The sequence below is a fragment of the Bhargavaea ullalensis genome, assembly GCF_042432615.1.
GTDB classification, from domain to species: domain Bacteria; phylum Bacillota; class Bacilli; order Bacillales_A; family Planococcaceae; genus Bhargavaea; species Bhargavaea ullalensis.
Genome location: NZ_JBHLWY010000043.1, coordinates 19,765 through 35,685, shown reverse-complemented (window position 1 = coordinate 35,685; position 15,921 = coordinate 19,765). Strand labels below are relative to the sequence as shown.

Here is a 15,921-nt window from a genome sequence, read left to right as displayed (position 1 = left end):
CTTTGCTAAACTGATTGTATCGTATACGGGCCGGACCCGCTCCAGGTTCCCAAATGAAACTTGCAGATATCCTCTCCCGTAGAAGAAAGACAAGACCTGGAGGTGCTTCTCGATGTTGGACACAATCTCTCCGCCTGAAGGGCGGATTTCAAAAAAGGCGGTCAAGGTATGGAGGCTCGCCAATCTCATCGGGGAGGCGGCCATCCTGCTAGTCATCGCCGCCCTTCTCGCAGCGGGGATTCACTTCGGCTGGTGGCGCTGGCTGATCATCACGCTATGGGTCGTCGGCGGGGCCAGCGTTCTGTCGGCGATTTACTCCATTTTCATTGAGCCGGTGCTGACCCAGCGATACTGGAGATACGGCGCGGATGATGAGTTCATCAAGCTGCGCAGCGGCATCTGGAACGTCTCCGAGCAGACGATCCCGATGACGAAAGTACAAGTCGTCAATCTGAAGCAGGGTCCGCTGCTTCGCAGATACGGGCTTTATTCGCTGGAAATCGAAACGATGGGATCGAGCCACTCGGTTCCGGCACTTCCCGAGGAAGAGGCCCGTACATTCCGAGACCGGATCGCCCACCTCGCAAAGATCCGGGAGGAGGAAGACTGATGGCAAACGGAACAGCGGAAAGACGCAGAATGCATCCGGCCGGCATGCTCCGGTCTGCTGTTGATTACATAAAAAATACGTTTTTCGTCATCCTGTTCCTTTTTGTTTTCCGCGCCGGTTCGGAAGCAACATGGGTGATCGTGCTGAAGATCACTTACCTGGCCGTCACGGCCGTCAGCCTGCTCGCCCTCTTGCCGGCCTGGTGGCGGAAGACTTACCGGATCGAACGGGACTCGGTGAAGATCGACAGCGGGATCTTTGTGAGAAAACACCGGAGCGTCCCGTTCCGCCGCGTGCAGAACGTCAATCGCCAAGTCCCGGCCGTGCTGAAGCTTCTTGGCCTGACCTCTCTGACGCTCGAGACGGGGGCCGGGGGTGAAGAATCGTCTGTCCGGTTCACGGCGGTGACGAAACAGGAGGCTGAACGGATCGAGGCGGCGCTTGACGGATATCGGGGCCGGAAAGCCGAGCAGGAAGAGTCCGTCATGGAAATCCCGGATGGATCCGAACCGGATGACATGCCATCCGGAGAACTGCCCCCGGACGGGCGGGTCGTCCATTTCACTCCTTCCAGGAAAGACATCATCAAGGCTTCATTTCTGTCCTTCAGCTTCATCGCACTGATTCCGATTGTGGCCACCGTCTACAAAAACATCGACGACTTCACCGACCTGGACAACCGGGCGGAAGGGATCTTCTCGTCACTCGCCGGTTCATCGTTCAGGCTGGCCGCGGTCATCATGCTGTTTGTGCTGGCAGCCGTGATTTTCGGCATGGTGAGGACATGGCTGAAGTACGGCCGCTACGAGATCTCGTCGGACGCGGAACGCATCTACATCCGGCGGGGCGTACTGTCCGAGCAGGCACTGTCGGTCCGCAAGAAAAATGTCCAGGCCGTGGAAATCACAGAAACACCGGTCAGGCGCCTGCTCGGCATGGCGGAAGCAAAACTCATTACGGTGGGGAGCTTCGGCGAGGACCTGGAGGACATCAACTCCCTTTATCCATACCTTCCGAGGAAGCGGGCGATCGAAATTATCGGCGAACTGCTGCCCGATATCGAAGTCTCAGAAAAGATGGAGAAGCTTCCGGAAAGCGCGCTTGCCGTCCGGATGCTACGGCTCCCCTGGCTCGCCCTCATCGGCACGGCCGCGCTGTTTATCTGGAAGCCCGATTTTCCGTTCATCCCGCAGTGGTGGGTGCTTGGGGGTTTGCTGTTCGCCGGCACATGGCTGCTGCGGCTGTTTGACTACCGCAACACCCGGTACTTGATCAACGGACCGCTCGTCCAGTTCCGTAAAGGCGGACTGTGGCGCAGGACGTTCGTGACGAAGCGCGAAAAAGTCATTGAAGCCGCCGTCTCCCAATCCCGGCTGCAAAAGCCGTTCGGCGTCGTGTCGGTGAAGACCGTGAACCGGTCCAAGCCCGTTCATCATGAAGACCTGAACGATCTGCCGGAGGCTGCGGCCGGGACATTCAAGCAGTGGTACACCGGACGCTCTCCGGAACTCATCTCGGAAACAAAGGAGGGATAGCCGTTGGAACCGTTCACCGAGCAGGTTGTGCGCCTGCTGAAAAAAGTGCCGGCCGGAAAAGTCGCGACATACGGACAGATCGCCCGGCTCGCCGGAAACTCCCGCGCCGCCCGGCAGGTCGCCCGCATCCTGCACAGCATGAGCCGCAGACACGGCATCCCTTGGCACCGCATCATCAACGCAAAAGGGGAAATTGCCGTCGGCGACCCCGACATCGCACGCGAACAGGAAGATCTGCTGTCCGCAGAAGGCGTGCCGGTCACCGGCGGCAGGAGGGTCGATCTGCACGAATACCGTTGGGACCCTGGCTTTGAAGCGGAAGACCGGTTTGACGGAGAAGACGGAAGCGGCCGCTGAACAGGTGTCACTGGCATTCTTCTTCTCCCATTGATAGACTATTGGCAAATCGATGAGGGGGAATCCGACCGATGACCGAAACACTCGCATGCCAAGACGTCATTTATTCATTCAGCAAAGAGCACGTGCCCGTCAAGCACGTGGCTTCCGGAACGACGATTGAAATCGAAACATACGACTGCTTCAAAAACCAGGTGACTTCGCCGGAAACGAAAGTCGCCGGCATCGACTGGGATGAGATCAACCCCGCCACCGGACCGGTTTATGTGGAAGGTGCCGAACCGGGCGACGTCCTGAAAGTCCGCATCGACAAGCTCGAAATCGGCGGCCAGGGCGTCATGGCCACCGGGCCCGACCTCGGCATCCTCGGTCACCGCCTGGAGGAGCTCGCCTCCAAGATCATCAAAGTCGATGAGGAACATGCCGTCTTTGACGACAAGCTGAAGATCCCGCTCAACAAGATGATCGGCGTCATCGGCGTCGCCCCCGCCGGCGAGCCGGTATCGTGCGGAACGCCGGGAGCCCACGGCGGCAACATGGACACGAAGCTCATCACGGAAGGGGCGACGCTTTACTTTCCGGTGTTTGCGGAAGGCGCCTTGTTCGGACTCGGCGATTTCCATGCTGCGATGGGCGACGGAGAAGTCGGCGTGTCCGGCATCGAAGTTCCGGGCAAGGCGACCGTGACGCTCCAGGTGCTCAAGGAAGGGGCGCTTCGCCATCCGCTCGTCGAGAACGAAGACGGCATCGCCTTCATCGTTTCCGCCCCGACACTCGATGAAGCCGCAAAGACCGCCGTCGAAGAAATGGCCGACTTCCTCCTTCCCCGCATGGAAATGAATCTTCCGGATCTGGCCATGCTGCTGAGCGCAGCCGGACAAGTCCAGGTGAGCCAGATCGTCGACCCGCTCATGACCGCCCGTTTCTTCGTGCCGAAATACGTGCTGGAGGCATACGGGGTCAAGGTGTTTAGGTAAGAATGGAAAACAGCGAAAGCCGGTCTCCGAGAGGAAACCGGCTTTTTACGGATGGAGGCGACTGAAATGCATGCAGGTGTGCCCGTTCGGATAAAGGCATTTCTGATTGACTACTTGCTGATTGCCGCATACATCATATTGCTCGGTTTGGTGTCTGTTTTCCTCTTTCCCCAAATCCAGCGTCTGTTTGCCGGCCCGCCCGCATTGGCACAAACTGCCGGCTTTTTTCTCATGACGCTTCCCGTTTCCGCCTACTTCATCATCAGCGACTCTGCGGCGGGAAGAGGATCTCTCGGCAAGCGGATAGTCGGACTCCAGGTCACCGATCTCCGCTGCCGGCCGCTCTCCCTTCCGCGCTCGATTTTGCGAACCGCACTGAAGTTTCTTCCGTGGGAGCTTTCCCATTTTCTCGTCTACCGGCTGGTCGGAACGGGTGATGGAGAGGGGGTCCCCATTTCCCTGTCCATCCTCGGAATTCTCATCTATGCCCTGATGGCCCTCTACATGATCGTCCCGTTTCTAAATCAGCGCAAGCAATCCGTATATGACCTTCTCACCCTGACGCAAGTGATCCGGACAACCGAAACCGAGCGCAGAGAGCCGGTTTTCAGACGCAAAATCCGGCTTTGATCAGGCCTTGGAAGCCTTTCGCCGCTCAAAGGCCAACACGAGGCCGATCACGACAGCCACTGCAAGGAACGGAACGAACGAGGAGACGATCAGCTTCGTCTCCTCCTCCATTGCCGAGTGGCGGATCAGCCATTCGGGCAGAAAAAGAGCCATCGGAATGAATACGAGGATCCACGAGCGAAGCATGGCCGCACTTGCCGCAAAGGCGGTGGCAGACAATAGAATGACAATCACATTTCCGGTTGAGGAAGCGGAATAAAACGGTTCCATAAGGAGCGAGCCGACAAGCAGAACGGCGACGAACAAAACGATGGTCAGCACTGACAGTCCGGCTCCCATCCCAAACAGCTTGCGGTTGCTCCAGGAACCGCCTGCCATTCTGCGGAACAGCAGCCAATACAGAAAAACAGTCAGCGACGCAACCGCCGGAAATCCGATCAACTGCACCACATTCAGTTCAAATTCTCCCCGGATGGCAGGGCCCATGGCTGAAAACGCGGCGAACGACAGGATGAACGCCGGAAGGTATTTGAACCATCCTGCACGATCATCCGCCATCTCTTCTTCCAGCGATTGCATATACCGCTTTGGAGAGCCGCCTGTAATGTTGTCGATGCTTTCTCCCCGACTTTCCAGTTCCTGCAGGTGATCACGGAGCTCATCCGCCACTTCATCGATTTCCCGCTCACTTTTTCCGGAAGTCATCAGATACATCCGGAGATTGGCGAGGAATTCTTCACTTTTTGCTGATAGTTTCATGTCCCCCACTCCCTTTCATCAACTGGCCGACCGCTTCCGCCAGCACGTCCCACCGTTGTTTGAACGCCGCAAGCTCGGCTTCCCCGGCCTCGGTCAGCCGATAGTATTTCCGTCTCGGTCCGTTGGGCGAGGGCCTCGTCACCGTCATGACGTACCCTTCCTTCTGCAAGCGCAGGAGCACCGGGTAAATGCTTCCTTCACTTACCATGGTCAGCCCATGCTCCCCGAGCTTTTCCACCATTTCATAACCATATGTTTCTCCCATCCCGATCACTGCCAACAGGCAGCCTTCCAGCACACCCTTCAGCATCTGGCTTGTCGACATTTTGCTCACCGCCCCACTATCTTGCATTAAACGTTACTGGTACCTTGTTATAAATGATAGCTCATGACCCGCCGATTGTCCATGATCTTCTTAAACAATAATGGACCAACCAAGAAAAACGCCGTCCGGCAGAAGGCCGGACGGCGCGTGGGAGTGACTTTAGTTGGAACGGATGACCGAATAGACAGCTGTGCCGACAAGGTCGCCCGCTTCTTTCAGACGGTCCATGCTGACATGCTCAATCGTGTCTTCCGGGGAATGGTAGTACGGCTCCAGCGCGGCAGTTCCGGGTTCGCGCCGGATAAAGTTCACTGCCGGGATTCCAGCCTCATGGAAGCTCACATGGTCGGACGCACCCCGTTTATACAACACAAGCTCGGATGGCGTGCCAATCCGCTGTGCCGCCGCAATGGCAGATTCGGTGGACAGGTTCGGCAGTCCATCGACGGTGTTCAGATAAATAGCGGTGGCATTGTCCCATGCAGTGCCCACCATATCCATGTTGAAGTTAGTAAGGCTGCGGGCCTTTTCTTCATCGGTGAGCCGGGAAACATAATACTCGGAACCGAGCAGGCCGATTTCCTCCGCTCCGACAAATACAAAGCGGATTTCCTTGTCGATCGGATAGCTTTTCAGCACACGGGCAAGTTCCAGCGCCGTGGCAGTTCCTGAAGCATTATCGTTGGCACCCGGTGCAAGGGGCACACTGTCAAAATGGGCAGACACATAAACGATTTCATGATTGCCGCCCTTTTTAGGCAAGCGCTTGGCGATGACATTTTGCGAAGTCAGGCCCGTCAGCGCTTCCACCCTCAACGTGACGGTCCCGTTGCTTTGAAGCACATCCTGAAGAAGCGCTTCTCCCGATACCTTTTTGATGCCGCCGACCGGTACCGGAACTTCTCCTCCAATGCTCATGTTCGGGGGTGCCGACTGTTCAGTATTATCGTAGATGAGCACCCCGGCTGCACCGGCTGCCGCCGCATTGTCAATCTTGTCACGGAAGCCGATTTCACCGCGTTGGATCAAGGCAATCTTCCCTGACGCGTCGGCTGTAAAGTCTTCCGGCTTGCCCAGGCCCGCATCATACAACGGCGCCGTCAGGCCTTCTGCCGATGTGACGCCAGATCCGGATGGGATGGAAACCTTAACTTCCTCTCCATGTGATGTGGCCAAATGGCCGGCCATTTTATCAGGAATGCCAAATTCCTGGACCTCCATTTCATAACCGTAGGATTTGAGCCGCTCATAGATCATGGCGGCCGCCTCCCGCTCCTCCGCGGTGCCGGTGACCCGGGGCCCGATGTCCACGCTCAGCTTCCTCACATCTTCAAGAATACGTTTTGCATCCACCCTGGCGGTAATTTTCTTATCAAACGCTGCCGGATTGCCCGGCTTTGCAGCTTCGGCGGTTGCCGGACCACCGAAGTCCGCAGGCATCAGAACGACGCCGGACAATAAGAGCGATGCTGACATGGTAAGCGCCGCAAACTTCTGTTTCGTTTTCATTGGTTGAATCCCCCTCTTTGATATCTATCAACAAGGGGATTCTCCTGTCAGGATCGGCATTCTTGCCCGGCCGTTGAAAACGGTTACAAACTCCTGTTTTGAAGGGGGCCGGCTTAGTGCCTAAGACCTTGCCTGTCCGATCTCTTCTCCCCGGCCTTAGCCGGGAAGCCGATCCTGTCCGGCCACAGGCAAAATGGACAGGATCCGGTCGATGCGGAACGTCCGGCGCTTCTGCCGCATGAAACAATAGGCCGTCACACTGTCCTGCCTGATTTTCAGCAAACGGACACGGCGCTTTGTGATCGAACCGTCCGAATCCATATAAATCATGTCAGCAAGCTGATGCCGCTTCATGCACTTCATCAGAAGACTGTGCATTCTCTCCGCCGCCTTTCAAGAACGTTTGTTCTCATTATAAGCGAACGTTTGTGCGTGTTCAACTGTTATGTTTTTCCGGAGCTCAGCAAAAAGAAGAAGTCCCATCCTATGAAAAACTTTTTTCTCCCGGCATTTCCCGCTATACTATGACCGCCGACAAATCGGCTAAAACAAGATCCAACTGTAAAGGAATGAACTGAGCATGTGGAAAGACTTCAAAGAATTCGCCTTCAAGGGGAACATCCTGGACCTTGCCGTGGCCGTCGTCATCGGCGCTGCCTTCGGAAAAATCGTCTCCTCCCTTGTGGAAAACATCATCACACCGCTCGTCGGAATCCTCGTCGGCGGCATCGACTTCACCGGCCTCGCATTCAAGGTCGGAAATGCCAAAGTCACATACGGAGTATTCCTCCAAAACGTCTTTGATTTCCTCATCATCGCCTTCGCCATCTTCATGGTGCTCCGGCTCTTGTCCAAACTCAAACAAACAAAAGAAGAAGAAGAAGCAGAGGAAGAAGAAAAACAAGAGGCGGACGTGAAGGAGGAATTGTTGAGGGAGATCAGGGATTTGTTGAAGGAGGGGAAGAACAATAATAGTATTTGAGCTCCGGTTCTCTTCAAATTTCTTGTTTACTCTATCACGATAATTGAACCATTAAAGAAAGGAATTCATTTTTTTGCAGAGCCTACGACCAATCCTCCTGCAATTCTAGGACGTGCTGGCTCTCAAAACGCCAGCATTTTCAATAAGTAGTCACCCTGTTGGCCTAATTTTCACTACATTTAAGATAAAACTAAAAAGATGATCCCAACTTAATATGGGGATCACCTCGTGACATTATTAGCAGGAAAATAGAAATTCCCTGCGGGTTAACGCTAAAACTTAAGAAGCAATCTCAAATGGAAGTTCTGTAAGTGTGCCAACTGTTCCACCGAAGAACAGTCCAAATGCCATTGCACCCATAGCCAGTGTCAAGAAGACCTTCTTTTTCATCTTCCATCCATCCTCTCGTGTGGTTTCATCCAGTATAGCATGTAAAAGTGCTAGAAAATATGTGAATTACGCATATTTTGAACTATTTTCAAGGGTCTTATGTAGGAGTTTCGCAATGTACGCCTCTTCCTTATGACTCATTCCAAGACGGTTATTGGTCTCCTGCAAATAGCGGAAAAGAAATTCCTCAAACGGCGGAGATGGGATCATCTGCTCCTCCACTTGATGGCGGACCGAGCAGAGTTCTTCAATAAACGGCCGGATCTTCCGGAGCAGGTGAACATTATTCAGGGTACGGCCCCACTGGATTAAAAACTGCTGTTCATTAAGCTTCGCTGCCTGGCTGAGGTTATCGCCCAGGCCTGCTTCATGACACCGGCGGATGCATCGGTCCGCGTAGCGCTCAAGAAAGTCAGCCGCTTCCTCCATGCTGCAGAGGGCCGAACGAATCGCCTGATGCATCATTAAGATAACGGCATCTGTTCGATCCGCTCCTCCCATCAATTCATTTTCAATGATTGAGAACGTCAAGTCGGTGGAACGCTTTAACAACAAGTCAGGCCAGATAACGCCTTCTTTTGCGCCCGCACCCAAAAGCGTCTCCCGCTTGAACGGCCGGACTCCAGGCTGCTGTTCTCCTCCCTCTTCTTCAAACAGAAGGCGCCGCCTGGCTCTTGATCGATCGCCGTCCAACTCCTGCAATGCCCGGCTGCAGTCGTGCCGGATCCTCATCTTTAGGGATTCTGCTTCTTCCGGCTCCAACAGGAAACCCGCCATGATGTGGTGACCGTGATGATCTTGTCGGCGGATAAAGAAATAGTAATGAACTTCCCCCGTCAACTCTGAAGCTATCGGTTTGATAATCTGCTGGATGACTTCATCCAGCAGATGCTCATATCGCGGATAAAATCTGTACGTATGCCATTCCTTCTCTCGTTGCATCGGTCTCTCCTCCGTTATCCGTGCCAGATCACCGGCACCTGGAATTCTGTCACACACGGGTGGCCCATTCTGCCGACAACGTGAGCCCCGCGCTCAGGAAATACTTCCGTCACCACGAGCATGCTGCCGCCGGCCTCTTTCGTTTCTTTGCAAAAACGGCGGACCAAGTGCGGAATGCCAAAGTGGATATATTTATCCCTTTCACCAGTCAGCATGACCGGAAATTTCGGATCCACTATGCGGAATGTCACTTCCTTCGGAATACCGGACTTTGCAAGCCAGTCATGAAGACGGATAAAGTAATCAAAATCCTCCTCTTGATCATCGATCAACGGCACATCCTTCAACAACACTCGCCATTCTGCCGCAGAAGAGACCACTCTCCCTTTTGTCACCCGAGGAGAATGCCCGGGGACCAGTTTGCCGCACTTCAGTTTTGGAACACCCACCCACGGATTGCTGATGGAGAGGAATAGCCTGATCATTTCAGGCAACTGATGGATCGGCTTTTCTCCCGTGTAGGCCACACAAACTGTATGACCTTCAGGCGCCACCAACCTGAGGCTGTCTGTATGCTCATCATGTTCAAGTGTCAGATCGGTCAAGGTTAACTGTTTGGAATTCCCTGCATATCGATCCCATGAAGTGGACCAGATAAGCTCTCTCCCTTCGAACCGCCCCTCCACATTCCCATCTCCATAGGAAAAATGAATAACTTCTGCACCCGGGTTGAGTTTCTCCTTCCAGTCCGCATCCACATCAGGAATTCTGCACCCCGTAGAAATTTCGTTGATCAGCAATTGGTAATCGCCCCGCTCAAGTGCCTGGGACGAATGAGCAGAGATCCGGAACTGGATCAACCCGTTTGGGTGCATTTCAGACGGCCCGACCCGTGAAGGGATAGCAGAAGACCTGCCTGCTCTTTCAGAATCTAGTTTTGCGATCCGGATAGATTCCTCGATCTTATCCGGCCGGTTTGCATAAGCGGCGATGAATTCCAAGACATCGCGGCATGTCCCGCCTCGGCCTGCTTGATCCACAAAAAACCGCGTCATTGAGCCAGCGAGGTTAGAACGGACCACTGACAGCGGGAGTTCGGAGGCGAACTCTTCCATCTCCTTCTGCACTTTCTCCGGCAATGGCACCGGTGCGTCAACCAGCGATTGTTTTTCTTCAAACAAGACAGTTTCCTGGGCAGCAGTCAGCGTGGCAAGCTCTAACTCTTTTTGAATCTTATTTACTAACCGGACTGCACGTTCCCTCTGCCTCCTGATGGCTCGCGAGTCTGTATCTTGCATTGTTTCCAGAGTGGCATCAAGCAACAGAAACAATCGGCGAAGACGTCGGGTTTCCTGAGGATCTGTTCCTTTCAGCGCATCCGACAACCTCCTTAAAGGCCTCTTCGCTGGGTTTAAAGCCGATATGATCGGAACGAGAAGACCCAACGCTACAAGCTTGTTGAATTGCTCTTCTCCCCCGGCTACCCTGAACGAGCGCACCCAGTCTTTCTTCTTGCGGGCTGTCCCTTTCTTTAAATGCACAGAAGGCACCGGCTCGGCATGCATGATAAATTCGGCTCCTCTGGACGTCTGCAAACATGCCCTTTTCCCGTTTTGTCCAAGCAATCCATCATTGACACGGAAGATGAATCCACTGTTTAACCGGGGATTTTTCGCCATGGCCGACAGCCAGCATTGAATCACCTTTCTGGATAGCAAAATGCTGTTTTCCGCAGAAAGCGATTTTTCCTGATCACGGTTGTTGGAGAAACCAAATCTAAAGTTGTCCGGATACTTGTTATTTGAGATCGTTAAATCCAGTACATAGGGCAACGCCTCCTCGGCCAGTTGTCTGAGAGATTCCGAGTTCTTCGGGACTCCCTTGCCGATTTTATCCAGCAACTCTGAATGCTGGACTGCGAGCTGCTTCCTCATCGTTTCCATCTCCAAAGTCCCGACGATTTTTCGCGCCACCCTTTCCTGTTCCAACCGGTAAATCACGTTGAGGCGGACGAGTGCTTCTTTCAGGTCTTCTTTTCTTCGGACCCACGTGCCGATCGTGTTCTCCTCTTCGTCATTCATAAACTTGGATGGAAGGTCGGCCTCTTGGAACTCGTCCATGGACAGTCCATAACGGTTGAATACCTTTTCAGCCATCTTGGCAGCATGGTTCACAGCGGCCCTTCTGCGATTGACTTGCTGAAGAATATCAAGCGTGGTGCTGACCACAAAGCCATCGAGGATGGAGGTTGGCAGTGAATGAACATAGGCAGTCGGGTAGGGATAGAGCTCCGCGGCGAGTTTGACGGGTTTTACATTCATGCTTCCTCATCCTTTCAATCAATGGTTTTGATAAAACAAACATACTTTTGCGCAAAGTTGACAATTGGCGGGAATTTTCCGTTACTATTAGAGAAAGGACAGCAAACAGCTGAACCATATGCCAAAAGGGTGATAATCGATGAACCATGCACGCCTCGGCACCGAGATAAAAAAATGGAGAAAGCTCAGAAAGATGACTCAAAAAGAACTTGCCGTTGGCATCTGTAATCAATCTGAGATCAGCAGACTTGAAAAAGGCGACTCATACCCAAGTATTGACACTCTTCATGCCATCTCTCAAAAACTCAGGCTCCCTCTTTCATACTTTTTGGAAGTTTTAATCCATGATGACGTGGAAAAGACAGAGAGAATAAGAGAAGAAGTACAGTTGTTCTCTTCCAAAAAAGACTTTGAAGGATTAAATAAATACTTAGAAGCTAAGCTAGGAAACAAAGAGATTTTACACCCTGAACTAAGACACTATCTGCTTTTCCACCAATTAGTTTCTTTATACTATTTAAAGAAAATAGACTATAAGTACTGTGTTACAGAGCTTCGAAATTTAATTAATCACCAGGTTGGCGGGCTAGACGTATTGTTAAATCTGCGGATAAAGAATACGATTGCCTCTATATTGGCCGAGAATAATTTTTTTGAGGAGAGCACTTTAATTTTCAAGGAGATCCTAGAGGAGAACAATGCCTCTGATGAATATGAACTATTGCGTATTAAGTTCCTTTACAACGTTGGTAAACTCCAGTTTCTTCAACAACAATATAACGATGCAAAAGCAACGACAGAAGAGGCCATTGAGCTTTCACTAAAGCATCATGACATGTTAGTCCTAGGCCAACTCTACTACCAAAAAGGGTCAATCCTTGAAAAGCTCGGGAGCCCGGCCGGGGAGATTGCAGCAGAGTATCAGCGGGCGTTGTTCTTCTTCGATCTGTTGGGGCTGGATTATTATAAGAAAATCCTTCAAGAGTACAAGCAGGAGTTTCTTGTGTCCCAATAATCTCTCCCACCTACTACTCTACACGGAATTTTGCACTAGAAATATGCACTTATGCATATATGCGAAATACCCATATTTTCGACCCTTTCCATGCCAAAAGACTGCCTGTTCCGGTGTTTTCCGGATGCAGGCAGTCTTTTGGGTCAGAACATGCTGAGGTCGTATTTTTTGGACATTTTCTCCATGAGGTCCCAGCCGGCGATGCTGTTGCCGCGTTCGTCGAGGGCGGGGCCGAAGATGCCGATTCCGCATCGGTACGGCACGGCAGCCATGATGCCGCCGGAGACGCCGGACTTGGCGGGGACGCCGACGCGGATGGCGAATTCGCCGGATGCGTTGTACATGCCGCAGGTGACCATGAAGGTTTTGCAGATTGACGCGACGCGAGGGGGCAGGATCGTTTCCCCGGTCTGCGGGTCTTTGCCGTCCATGGCGAGGATGAGTCCGATTTTGGCGAGGCCGATGCTGCTCATCTCGATGGCGCACTGTTTTGTGTACAGCTCCATGACGGTTTCGACGTCGTCCTCGATCACTTCGTACTGCTTCAGGTAATAGGCGAGCGAGCGGTTCAGGTCGGCGGTCTCGAGTTCCGAAGTGGCGACTTCCTCATTGTAGCCGATGCCCCGCTCGCCCGTGATCAGCTCGACCAGGTGGATCAGCCGGCCGAGCCGTTCATCAAGGGAATCGCCTTTGATCATCGACGTGACGGCGAGCGCACCTGCGTTGATCATCGGGTTGAGCGGTTTGTGGGGCTTTGTCGTCTCCAGCTTGATGATTGAGTTGAACGGGTCTCCCGTCGGCTCCATCCCGACCCGCTGAAACACATATTCCTCGCCGTTGTCGAGCAGGGCAAGCGCCAGTGCGATCACTTTTGAGATACTCTGCAGGGTGGCTTTTTTGTCCACGTCCCCCGCCGAGTAGCAGTTGCCGTCCGGGAAGGCCATCGCCACCGACAATGAACCGAGGTCGGCCTTTGCGAGGGCGGGGATGTAGTCGGCGACCATGCCTTCCAGTGTATGTACTTTCGATTCCTGAACGAGCTGATGAAGCTCCTCATCCGATCGGCAGTCCATGAAATCCCTCCTTGGAATTATGACATCCTACCGACAGTCTACCCGAAACCGCCCGCGGAAAGCCAACACCGGATTGCCCGCACGGCCTGCGGATGCTATAATGGACCTGAACTGCCTGCCAAAGGAGTGGAGACGCACATGTGGTTTTTGTATATCTTGTTCACGGTTTTCGCGATCATCATCGTCGGCACGGTCGCAGGCCTCATTCTCACATTTACTGGCGATCAGGACTGATCGTTGAACCAAAAAGGGACTGTTCCGCGCATCGGCCATCGCCGGGATGCGGAACAGTCCCTTTTTCCGTCTTATTTATCAAGCTTTCACTGTCCATCCGAAGCTTCCGCCGCACCCCGGTCTTCCGGCCGCCAGCCCGCCCTCAGTTCACGGAGCGAAAGTCCGAACGTCATCTCCAGATGCGGGTAGTCTTTGAAGCCGTTCCAGTCCCCGCCCCAGGCGAAGCCGAGCGATTTGGCGATCTCCGCCGTTTCCATCCAGTCGCTTTTTCCGTTCTGGTTCCCGTCCCAGCCGATATCCCAGATGATCCGGCCGTCCGGCGTACGGAGGGCGTAATCGACGGCGAGGCCGAAATTGTGGTAGGAACCCCCTGCACGGGCATGGGTCACCACCTGTCCTGAGGCCGTGCGCCCCTGTGCATAAAGCCGTTCCTGTTCTTCGTCGGACCGGTATCCGTCCGTGATGACAACATCAATGCCTTTGTCCGAAGCGAGACGGATCAGTTCGGCCGCCTTTTCTTCTACGGCGGGGTGGAGACCTTCCGGCAGCGGTCGTTCGGACAGCTCTTCCCGGAAATCCCACTCCCGCTGGACGAAGATGAATATGGCCATGGCAACGGCAACCGCAAACACCGCCCTGGCAAGATGTTTTGCCGCGGCGGTCTTCTTTTTCTTCCGGGCCATCCCGCCAGGCCTCCCTTCGCGCTTTCATCCATTCTAACGCAAAAACGGCCTGCCGGGTTCACTATTCGTTTCCTGTCTTATTCATTGAGGTTCAGGTCGCCTTTCGTCACAGGTTCCGCGAACGCCTTCAGCTGGACCGTCAGGCTGCCGTCCTTTTCAAGGTATGCCCGCTTCACTTCCTCGATCGAGAAAATCCCTTGTTTCCTCAGCGCCTCGTCCAGATCCTGCATATCCATCCGGTTTTTCCGAAGACGGTCTTTCAGCGGCTCCCCGTCCAGGACGATCAGCTGATGTTCACCCGTCAAAAATTTCTCGATTTTGTCGGTTCGGCTTAAAATATTGTCAAACAGCACTTTTAGGCCGCACCAGAAAAGGATCATCAGCAGCACCACGTACCATTTCACTTCCGGATCATAGAGCCCGTTGCCAAAAATCTCGGAAAGCATGATACTCCATATAAAGTCGATCGGCGTCAGGTTGGATACCCCTTTGGCCCCTGTCCATTTCATGCATAATATTAATGCTATAAATCCGCTGACCATCTTGACCAACATCAATCCGATGCTCATAGCGTCCCTTCTTTCCTGATGCCGATGCTGCCTCTTCGGGAGGAACCGGAGCCCGGCCCCCCCTGCTGCAAGCAAGCCGGCTCTCTACTCCTTACCACCCCGGCCGCCAGAAAAAACAGAGCCGCCTCCCGGTAAATTAAGGGGGGCGGCTGTTCCGTGCCGATGGCGGGCGGACTCAGTCTGTCACCGGCCTGACCACAGGCCGGAGGATCGGCGTCCATTTCTTCACTTTTTCCGAAAACTCCACGGCGTCTCCCGTGGTGTAGAAGAGATGCTCTTCCGGCGTACCTCCGGACAGCTCTCCTTTTTCTTTGAGCGCTTCATAGGCACGCTCCGCCGTGCCGCGCGCAGGGTCGATCAGGCTCACACCGGCTCCCCAGGATTTCAAGATCTGGTTTTCCGCAAGCGGGTAGTGCGTACAGCCCATGACGAGCGTATCGACGTCCGCCGCACGGAGCGGTGCCAGATTCAGTTCCAGCTCCGACGCAATTTCCGCCTCCCGGTTTTCATCGCTCTCCAGAAAGCCGACCAGTTTCGGGCATGCCTGCTCAAACACCGATACTCCGGGCAATTTGTCTGTGATCATTTTTTGATACATATGGGATTCCGCCGTCCGCCGGGTGGCAATGACGCCGACCTTTCCGTTTCGTGTCGCGCCCGCAGCCATCTCGGCGCCCGGCTCGATCACGCCGATCACGGGGAAGTCCAGCATTTTCCGGATGTCGTCAAGCATCAGCGCCGTCGCCGTATTGCAGGCGACGACGAGCAGCTTGAGCTCGAACCGGCCGAGAAAACGGATGACCCCGTACACGGCTTCTCTGATCTCTTTTTCGGTTTTATTGCCGTAGGGGCAGTTTCCATGGTCCCCGACGTAAATGATCCGCTCGCCGGGCAGGCGATCGAACAATTTGTTGGCGACGGTAAGGCCGCCGCTGCCGGAATCAATCACTGCGATGCTTTTCATCTGTTGTTTACCTTCTTCTGCAGCGCTTCGGCGTTCGCGAAGCGGA

At 53.9% G+C, this 15,921-nt stretch carries 17 protein-coding genes; 7 read left to right on the top strand and 10 right to left on the bottom strand.

Annotated features, from left to right (window positions below; translation table 11 throughout):
* Positions 1–112: 112 nt before the first annotated feature.
* The 5 genes from ACFFIY_RS12175 (at position 113) to ACFFIY_RS12155 (ending at position 4,109) form a co-directional block, all read left to right on the top strand.
* The gene (locus tag ACFFIY_RS12175; protein WP_354194227.1) at positions 113–610 is read left to right on the top strand and encodes a PH domain-containing protein; all 498 of its coding nucleotides are present in this window, start codon (positions 113–115) and stop codon (positions 608–610) included.
* On the top strand, positions 610–2,145 hold the full coding sequence (locus ACFFIY_RS12170) for a PH domain-containing protein (RefSeq protein WP_354194225.1): 1,536 nt from the start codon (positions 610–612) through the stop codon (positions 2,143–2,145). The genes ACFFIY_RS12175 and ACFFIY_RS12170 overlap by 1 nt, the downstream gene beginning before the upstream one ends.
* Before the next feature lie 3 nt (positions 2,146–2,148).
* Positions 2,149–2,502 (top strand): MGMT family protein, encoded by a 354-nt coding sequence (locus tag ACFFIY_RS12165; protein WP_354194223.1) that lies wholly within the window; start codon positions 2,149–2,151, stop codon positions 2,500–2,502.
* A gap of 71 nt (positions 2,503–2,573) precedes the next feature.
* Positions 2,574–3,479 (top strand): acetamidase/formamidase family protein, encoded by a 906-nt coding sequence (locus tag ACFFIY_RS12160; protein ID WP_354194221.1) that lies wholly within the window; start codon positions 2,574–2,576, stop codon positions 3,477–3,479.
* A gap of 66 nt (positions 3,480–3,545) precedes the next feature.
* Positions 3,546–4,109 (top strand): RDD family protein, encoded by a 564-nt coding sequence (locus ACFFIY_RS12155; protein WP_354194219.1) that lies wholly within the window; start codon positions 3,546–3,548, stop codon positions 4,107–4,109.
* Here the strand turns inward: ACFFIY_RS12155 and ACFFIY_RS12150 are convergent, their stop codons facing one another.
* The 4 genes from ACFFIY_RS12150 to ACFFIY_RS12135 form a co-directional block, all read right to left on the bottom strand.
* Positions 4,110–4,868, bottom strand: coding sequence for an HAAS domain-containing protein (locus tag ACFFIY_RS12150; protein WP_354194217.1), 759 nt, complete (start codon positions 4,866–4,868; stop codon positions 4,110–4,112).
* Positions 4,846–5,193 carry a PadR family transcriptional regulator gene (locus tag ACFFIY_RS12145; RefSeq protein ID WP_354194215.1) on the bottom strand — a complete coding sequence of 116 codons (348 nt, stop codon included), beginning with the start codon at positions 5,191–5,193 and terminating at the stop codon, positions 4,846–4,848. Before ACFFIY_RS12145 ends, ACFFIY_RS12150 begins: the two co-directional genes overlap by 23 nt.
* Before the next feature lie 159 nt (positions 5,194–5,352).
* Positions 5,353–6,702 (bottom strand): M20/M25/M40 family metallo-hydrolase, encoded by a 1,350-nt coding sequence (locus tag ACFFIY_RS12140; RefSeq protein ID WP_354194214.1) that lies wholly within the window; start codon positions 6,700–6,702, stop codon positions 5,353–5,355.
* A 156-nt stretch (positions 6,703–6,858) separates the two neighbouring features.
* A complete protein-coding gene (locus tag ACFFIY_RS12135; protein ID WP_376837295.1) occupies positions 6,859–7,080 on the bottom strand; it encodes a transcriptional regulator in 222 nt (73 codons plus the stop codon).
* A gap of 202 nt (positions 7,081–7,282) precedes the next feature.
* On the opposite strand from ACFFIY_RS12135, the gene mscL reads away from it, so the two are divergent.
* Positions 7,283–7,684 (top strand): large conductance mechanosensitive channel protein MscL, encoded by a 402-nt coding sequence (mscL, locus tag ACFFIY_RS12130; RefSeq protein ID WP_354194210.1) that lies wholly within the window; start codon positions 7,283–7,285, stop codon positions 7,682–7,684.
* A gap of 456 nt (positions 7,685–8,140) precedes the next feature.
* Here the strand turns inward: mscL and ACFFIY_RS12125 are convergent, their stop codons facing one another.
* Together ACFFIY_RS12125 and ACFFIY_RS12120 are read right to left on the bottom strand one after the other, a co-directional pair.
* The gene (locus ACFFIY_RS12125) at positions 8,141–9,016 is read right to left on the bottom strand and encodes a lantibiotic dehydratase C-terminal domain-containing protein (protein ID WP_354194208.1); all 876 of its coding nucleotides are present in this window, start codon (positions 9,014–9,016) and stop codon (positions 8,141–8,143) included.
* A gap of 14 nt (positions 9,017–9,030) precedes the next feature.
* Positions 9,031–11,337, bottom strand: a complete 2,307-nt coding sequence (locus ACFFIY_RS12120; protein WP_354194206.1) for a lantibiotic dehydratase family protein — start codon at positions 11,335–11,337, stop codon at positions 9,031–9,033.
* Positions 11,338–11,476: 139 nt separating this feature from the next.
* Between ACFFIY_RS12120 and ACFFIY_RS12115 the strand changes: the two genes are divergently transcribed.
* A complete protein-coding gene (locus ACFFIY_RS12115) occupies positions 11,477–12,352 on the top strand; it encodes a helix-turn-helix domain-containing protein (protein WP_354194204.1) in 876 nt (291 codons plus the stop codon).
* 143 nt (positions 12,353–12,495) lie between these two features.
* On the opposite strand, the gene glsA is transcribed toward ACFFIY_RS12115, so the two are convergent.
* From glsA to murI, 4 genes are all read right to left on the bottom strand, one after another.
* Positions 12,496–13,425, bottom strand: coding sequence for a glutaminase A (glsA, locus tag ACFFIY_RS12110; RefSeq protein ID WP_354194202.1), 930 nt, complete (start codon positions 13,423–13,425; stop codon positions 12,496–12,498).
* Between the two features lie 320 nt (positions 13,426–13,745).
* A complete protein-coding gene (locus ACFFIY_RS12105; protein WP_376837294.1) occupies positions 13,746–14,342 on the bottom strand; it encodes a M15 family metallopeptidase in 597 nt (198 codons plus the stop codon).
* A gap of 77 nt (positions 14,343–14,419) precedes the next feature.
* A complete protein-coding gene (locus tag ACFFIY_RS12100) occupies positions 14,420–14,884 on the bottom strand; it encodes a DUF421 domain-containing protein (RefSeq protein ID WP_354194811.1) in 465 nt (154 codons plus the stop codon).
* A 202-nt stretch (positions 14,885–15,086) separates the two neighbouring features.
* A complete protein-coding gene (gene murI / locus ACFFIY_RS12095) occupies positions 15,087–15,875 on the bottom strand; it encodes a glutamate racemase (RefSeq protein ID WP_354194200.1) in 789 nt (262 codons plus the stop codon).
* Between the last annotated feature and the right edge of the window lie 46 nt (positions 15,876–15,921).

Coding starts and splice junctions, on each gene's coding strand:
- murI (WP_354194200.1), bottom strand. CDS start 15,875: ATGAAAAGCATCGCAGTGATTGATTCCGGCAGCGGCGGCCTTACCGTC.
- ACFFIY_RS12150 (WP_354194217.1), bottom strand. CDS start 4,868: ATGAAACTATCAGCAAAAAGTGAAGAATTCCTCGCCAATCTCCGGATG.
- mscL (WP_354194210.1), top strand. CDS start 7,283: ATGTGGAAAGACTTCAAAGAATTCGCCTTCAAGGGGAACATCCTGGAC.
- ACFFIY_RS12145 (WP_354194215.1), bottom strand. CDS start 5,193: ATGTCGACAAGCCAGATGCTGAAGGGTGTGCTGGAAGGCTGCCTGTTG.
- ACFFIY_RS12155 (WP_354194219.1), top strand. CDS start 3,546: ATGCATGCAGGTGTGCCCGTTCGGATAAAGGCATTTCTGATTGACTAC.
- ACFFIY_RS12125 (WP_354194208.1), bottom strand. CDS start 9,016: ATGCAACGAGAGAAGGAATGGCATACGTACAGATTTTATCCGCGATAT.
- ACFFIY_RS12120 (WP_354194206.1), bottom strand. CDS start 11,337: ATGAATGTAAAACCCGTCAAACTCGCCGCGGAGCTCTATCCCTACCCG.
- glsA (WP_354194202.1), bottom strand. CDS start 13,425: ATGGACTGCCGATCGGATGAGGAGCTTCATCAGCTCGTTCAGGAATCG.
- ACFFIY_RS12170 (WP_354194225.1), top strand. CDS start 610: ATGGCAAACGGAACAGCGGAAAGACGCAGAATGCATCCGGCCGGCATG.
- ACFFIY_RS12160 (WP_354194221.1), top strand. CDS start 2,574: ATGACCGAAACACTCGCATGCCAAGACGTCATTTATTCATTCAGCAAA.
- ACFFIY_RS12100 (WP_354194811.1), bottom strand. CDS start 14,884: ATGGTCAGCGGATTTATAGCATTAATATTATGCATGAAATGGACAGGG.
- ACFFIY_RS12135 (WP_376837295.1), bottom strand. CDS start 7,080: ATGCACAGTCTTCTGATGAAGTGCATGAAGCGGCATCAGCTTGCTGAC.
- ACFFIY_RS12175 (WP_354194227.1), top strand. CDS start 113: ATGTTGGACACAATCTCTCCGCCTGAAGGGCGGATTTCAAAAAAGGCG.
- ACFFIY_RS12105 (WP_376837294.1), bottom strand. CDS start 14,342: ATGGCCCGGAAGAAAAAGAAGACCGCCGCGGCAAAACATCTTGCCAGG.
- ACFFIY_RS12140 (WP_354194214.1), bottom strand. CDS start 6,702: ATGAAAACGAAACAGAAGTTTGCGGCGCTTACCATGTCAGCATCGCTC.
- ACFFIY_RS12115 (WP_354194204.1), top strand. CDS start 11,477: ATGAACCATGCACGCCTCGGCACCGAGATAAAAAAATGGAGAAAGCTC.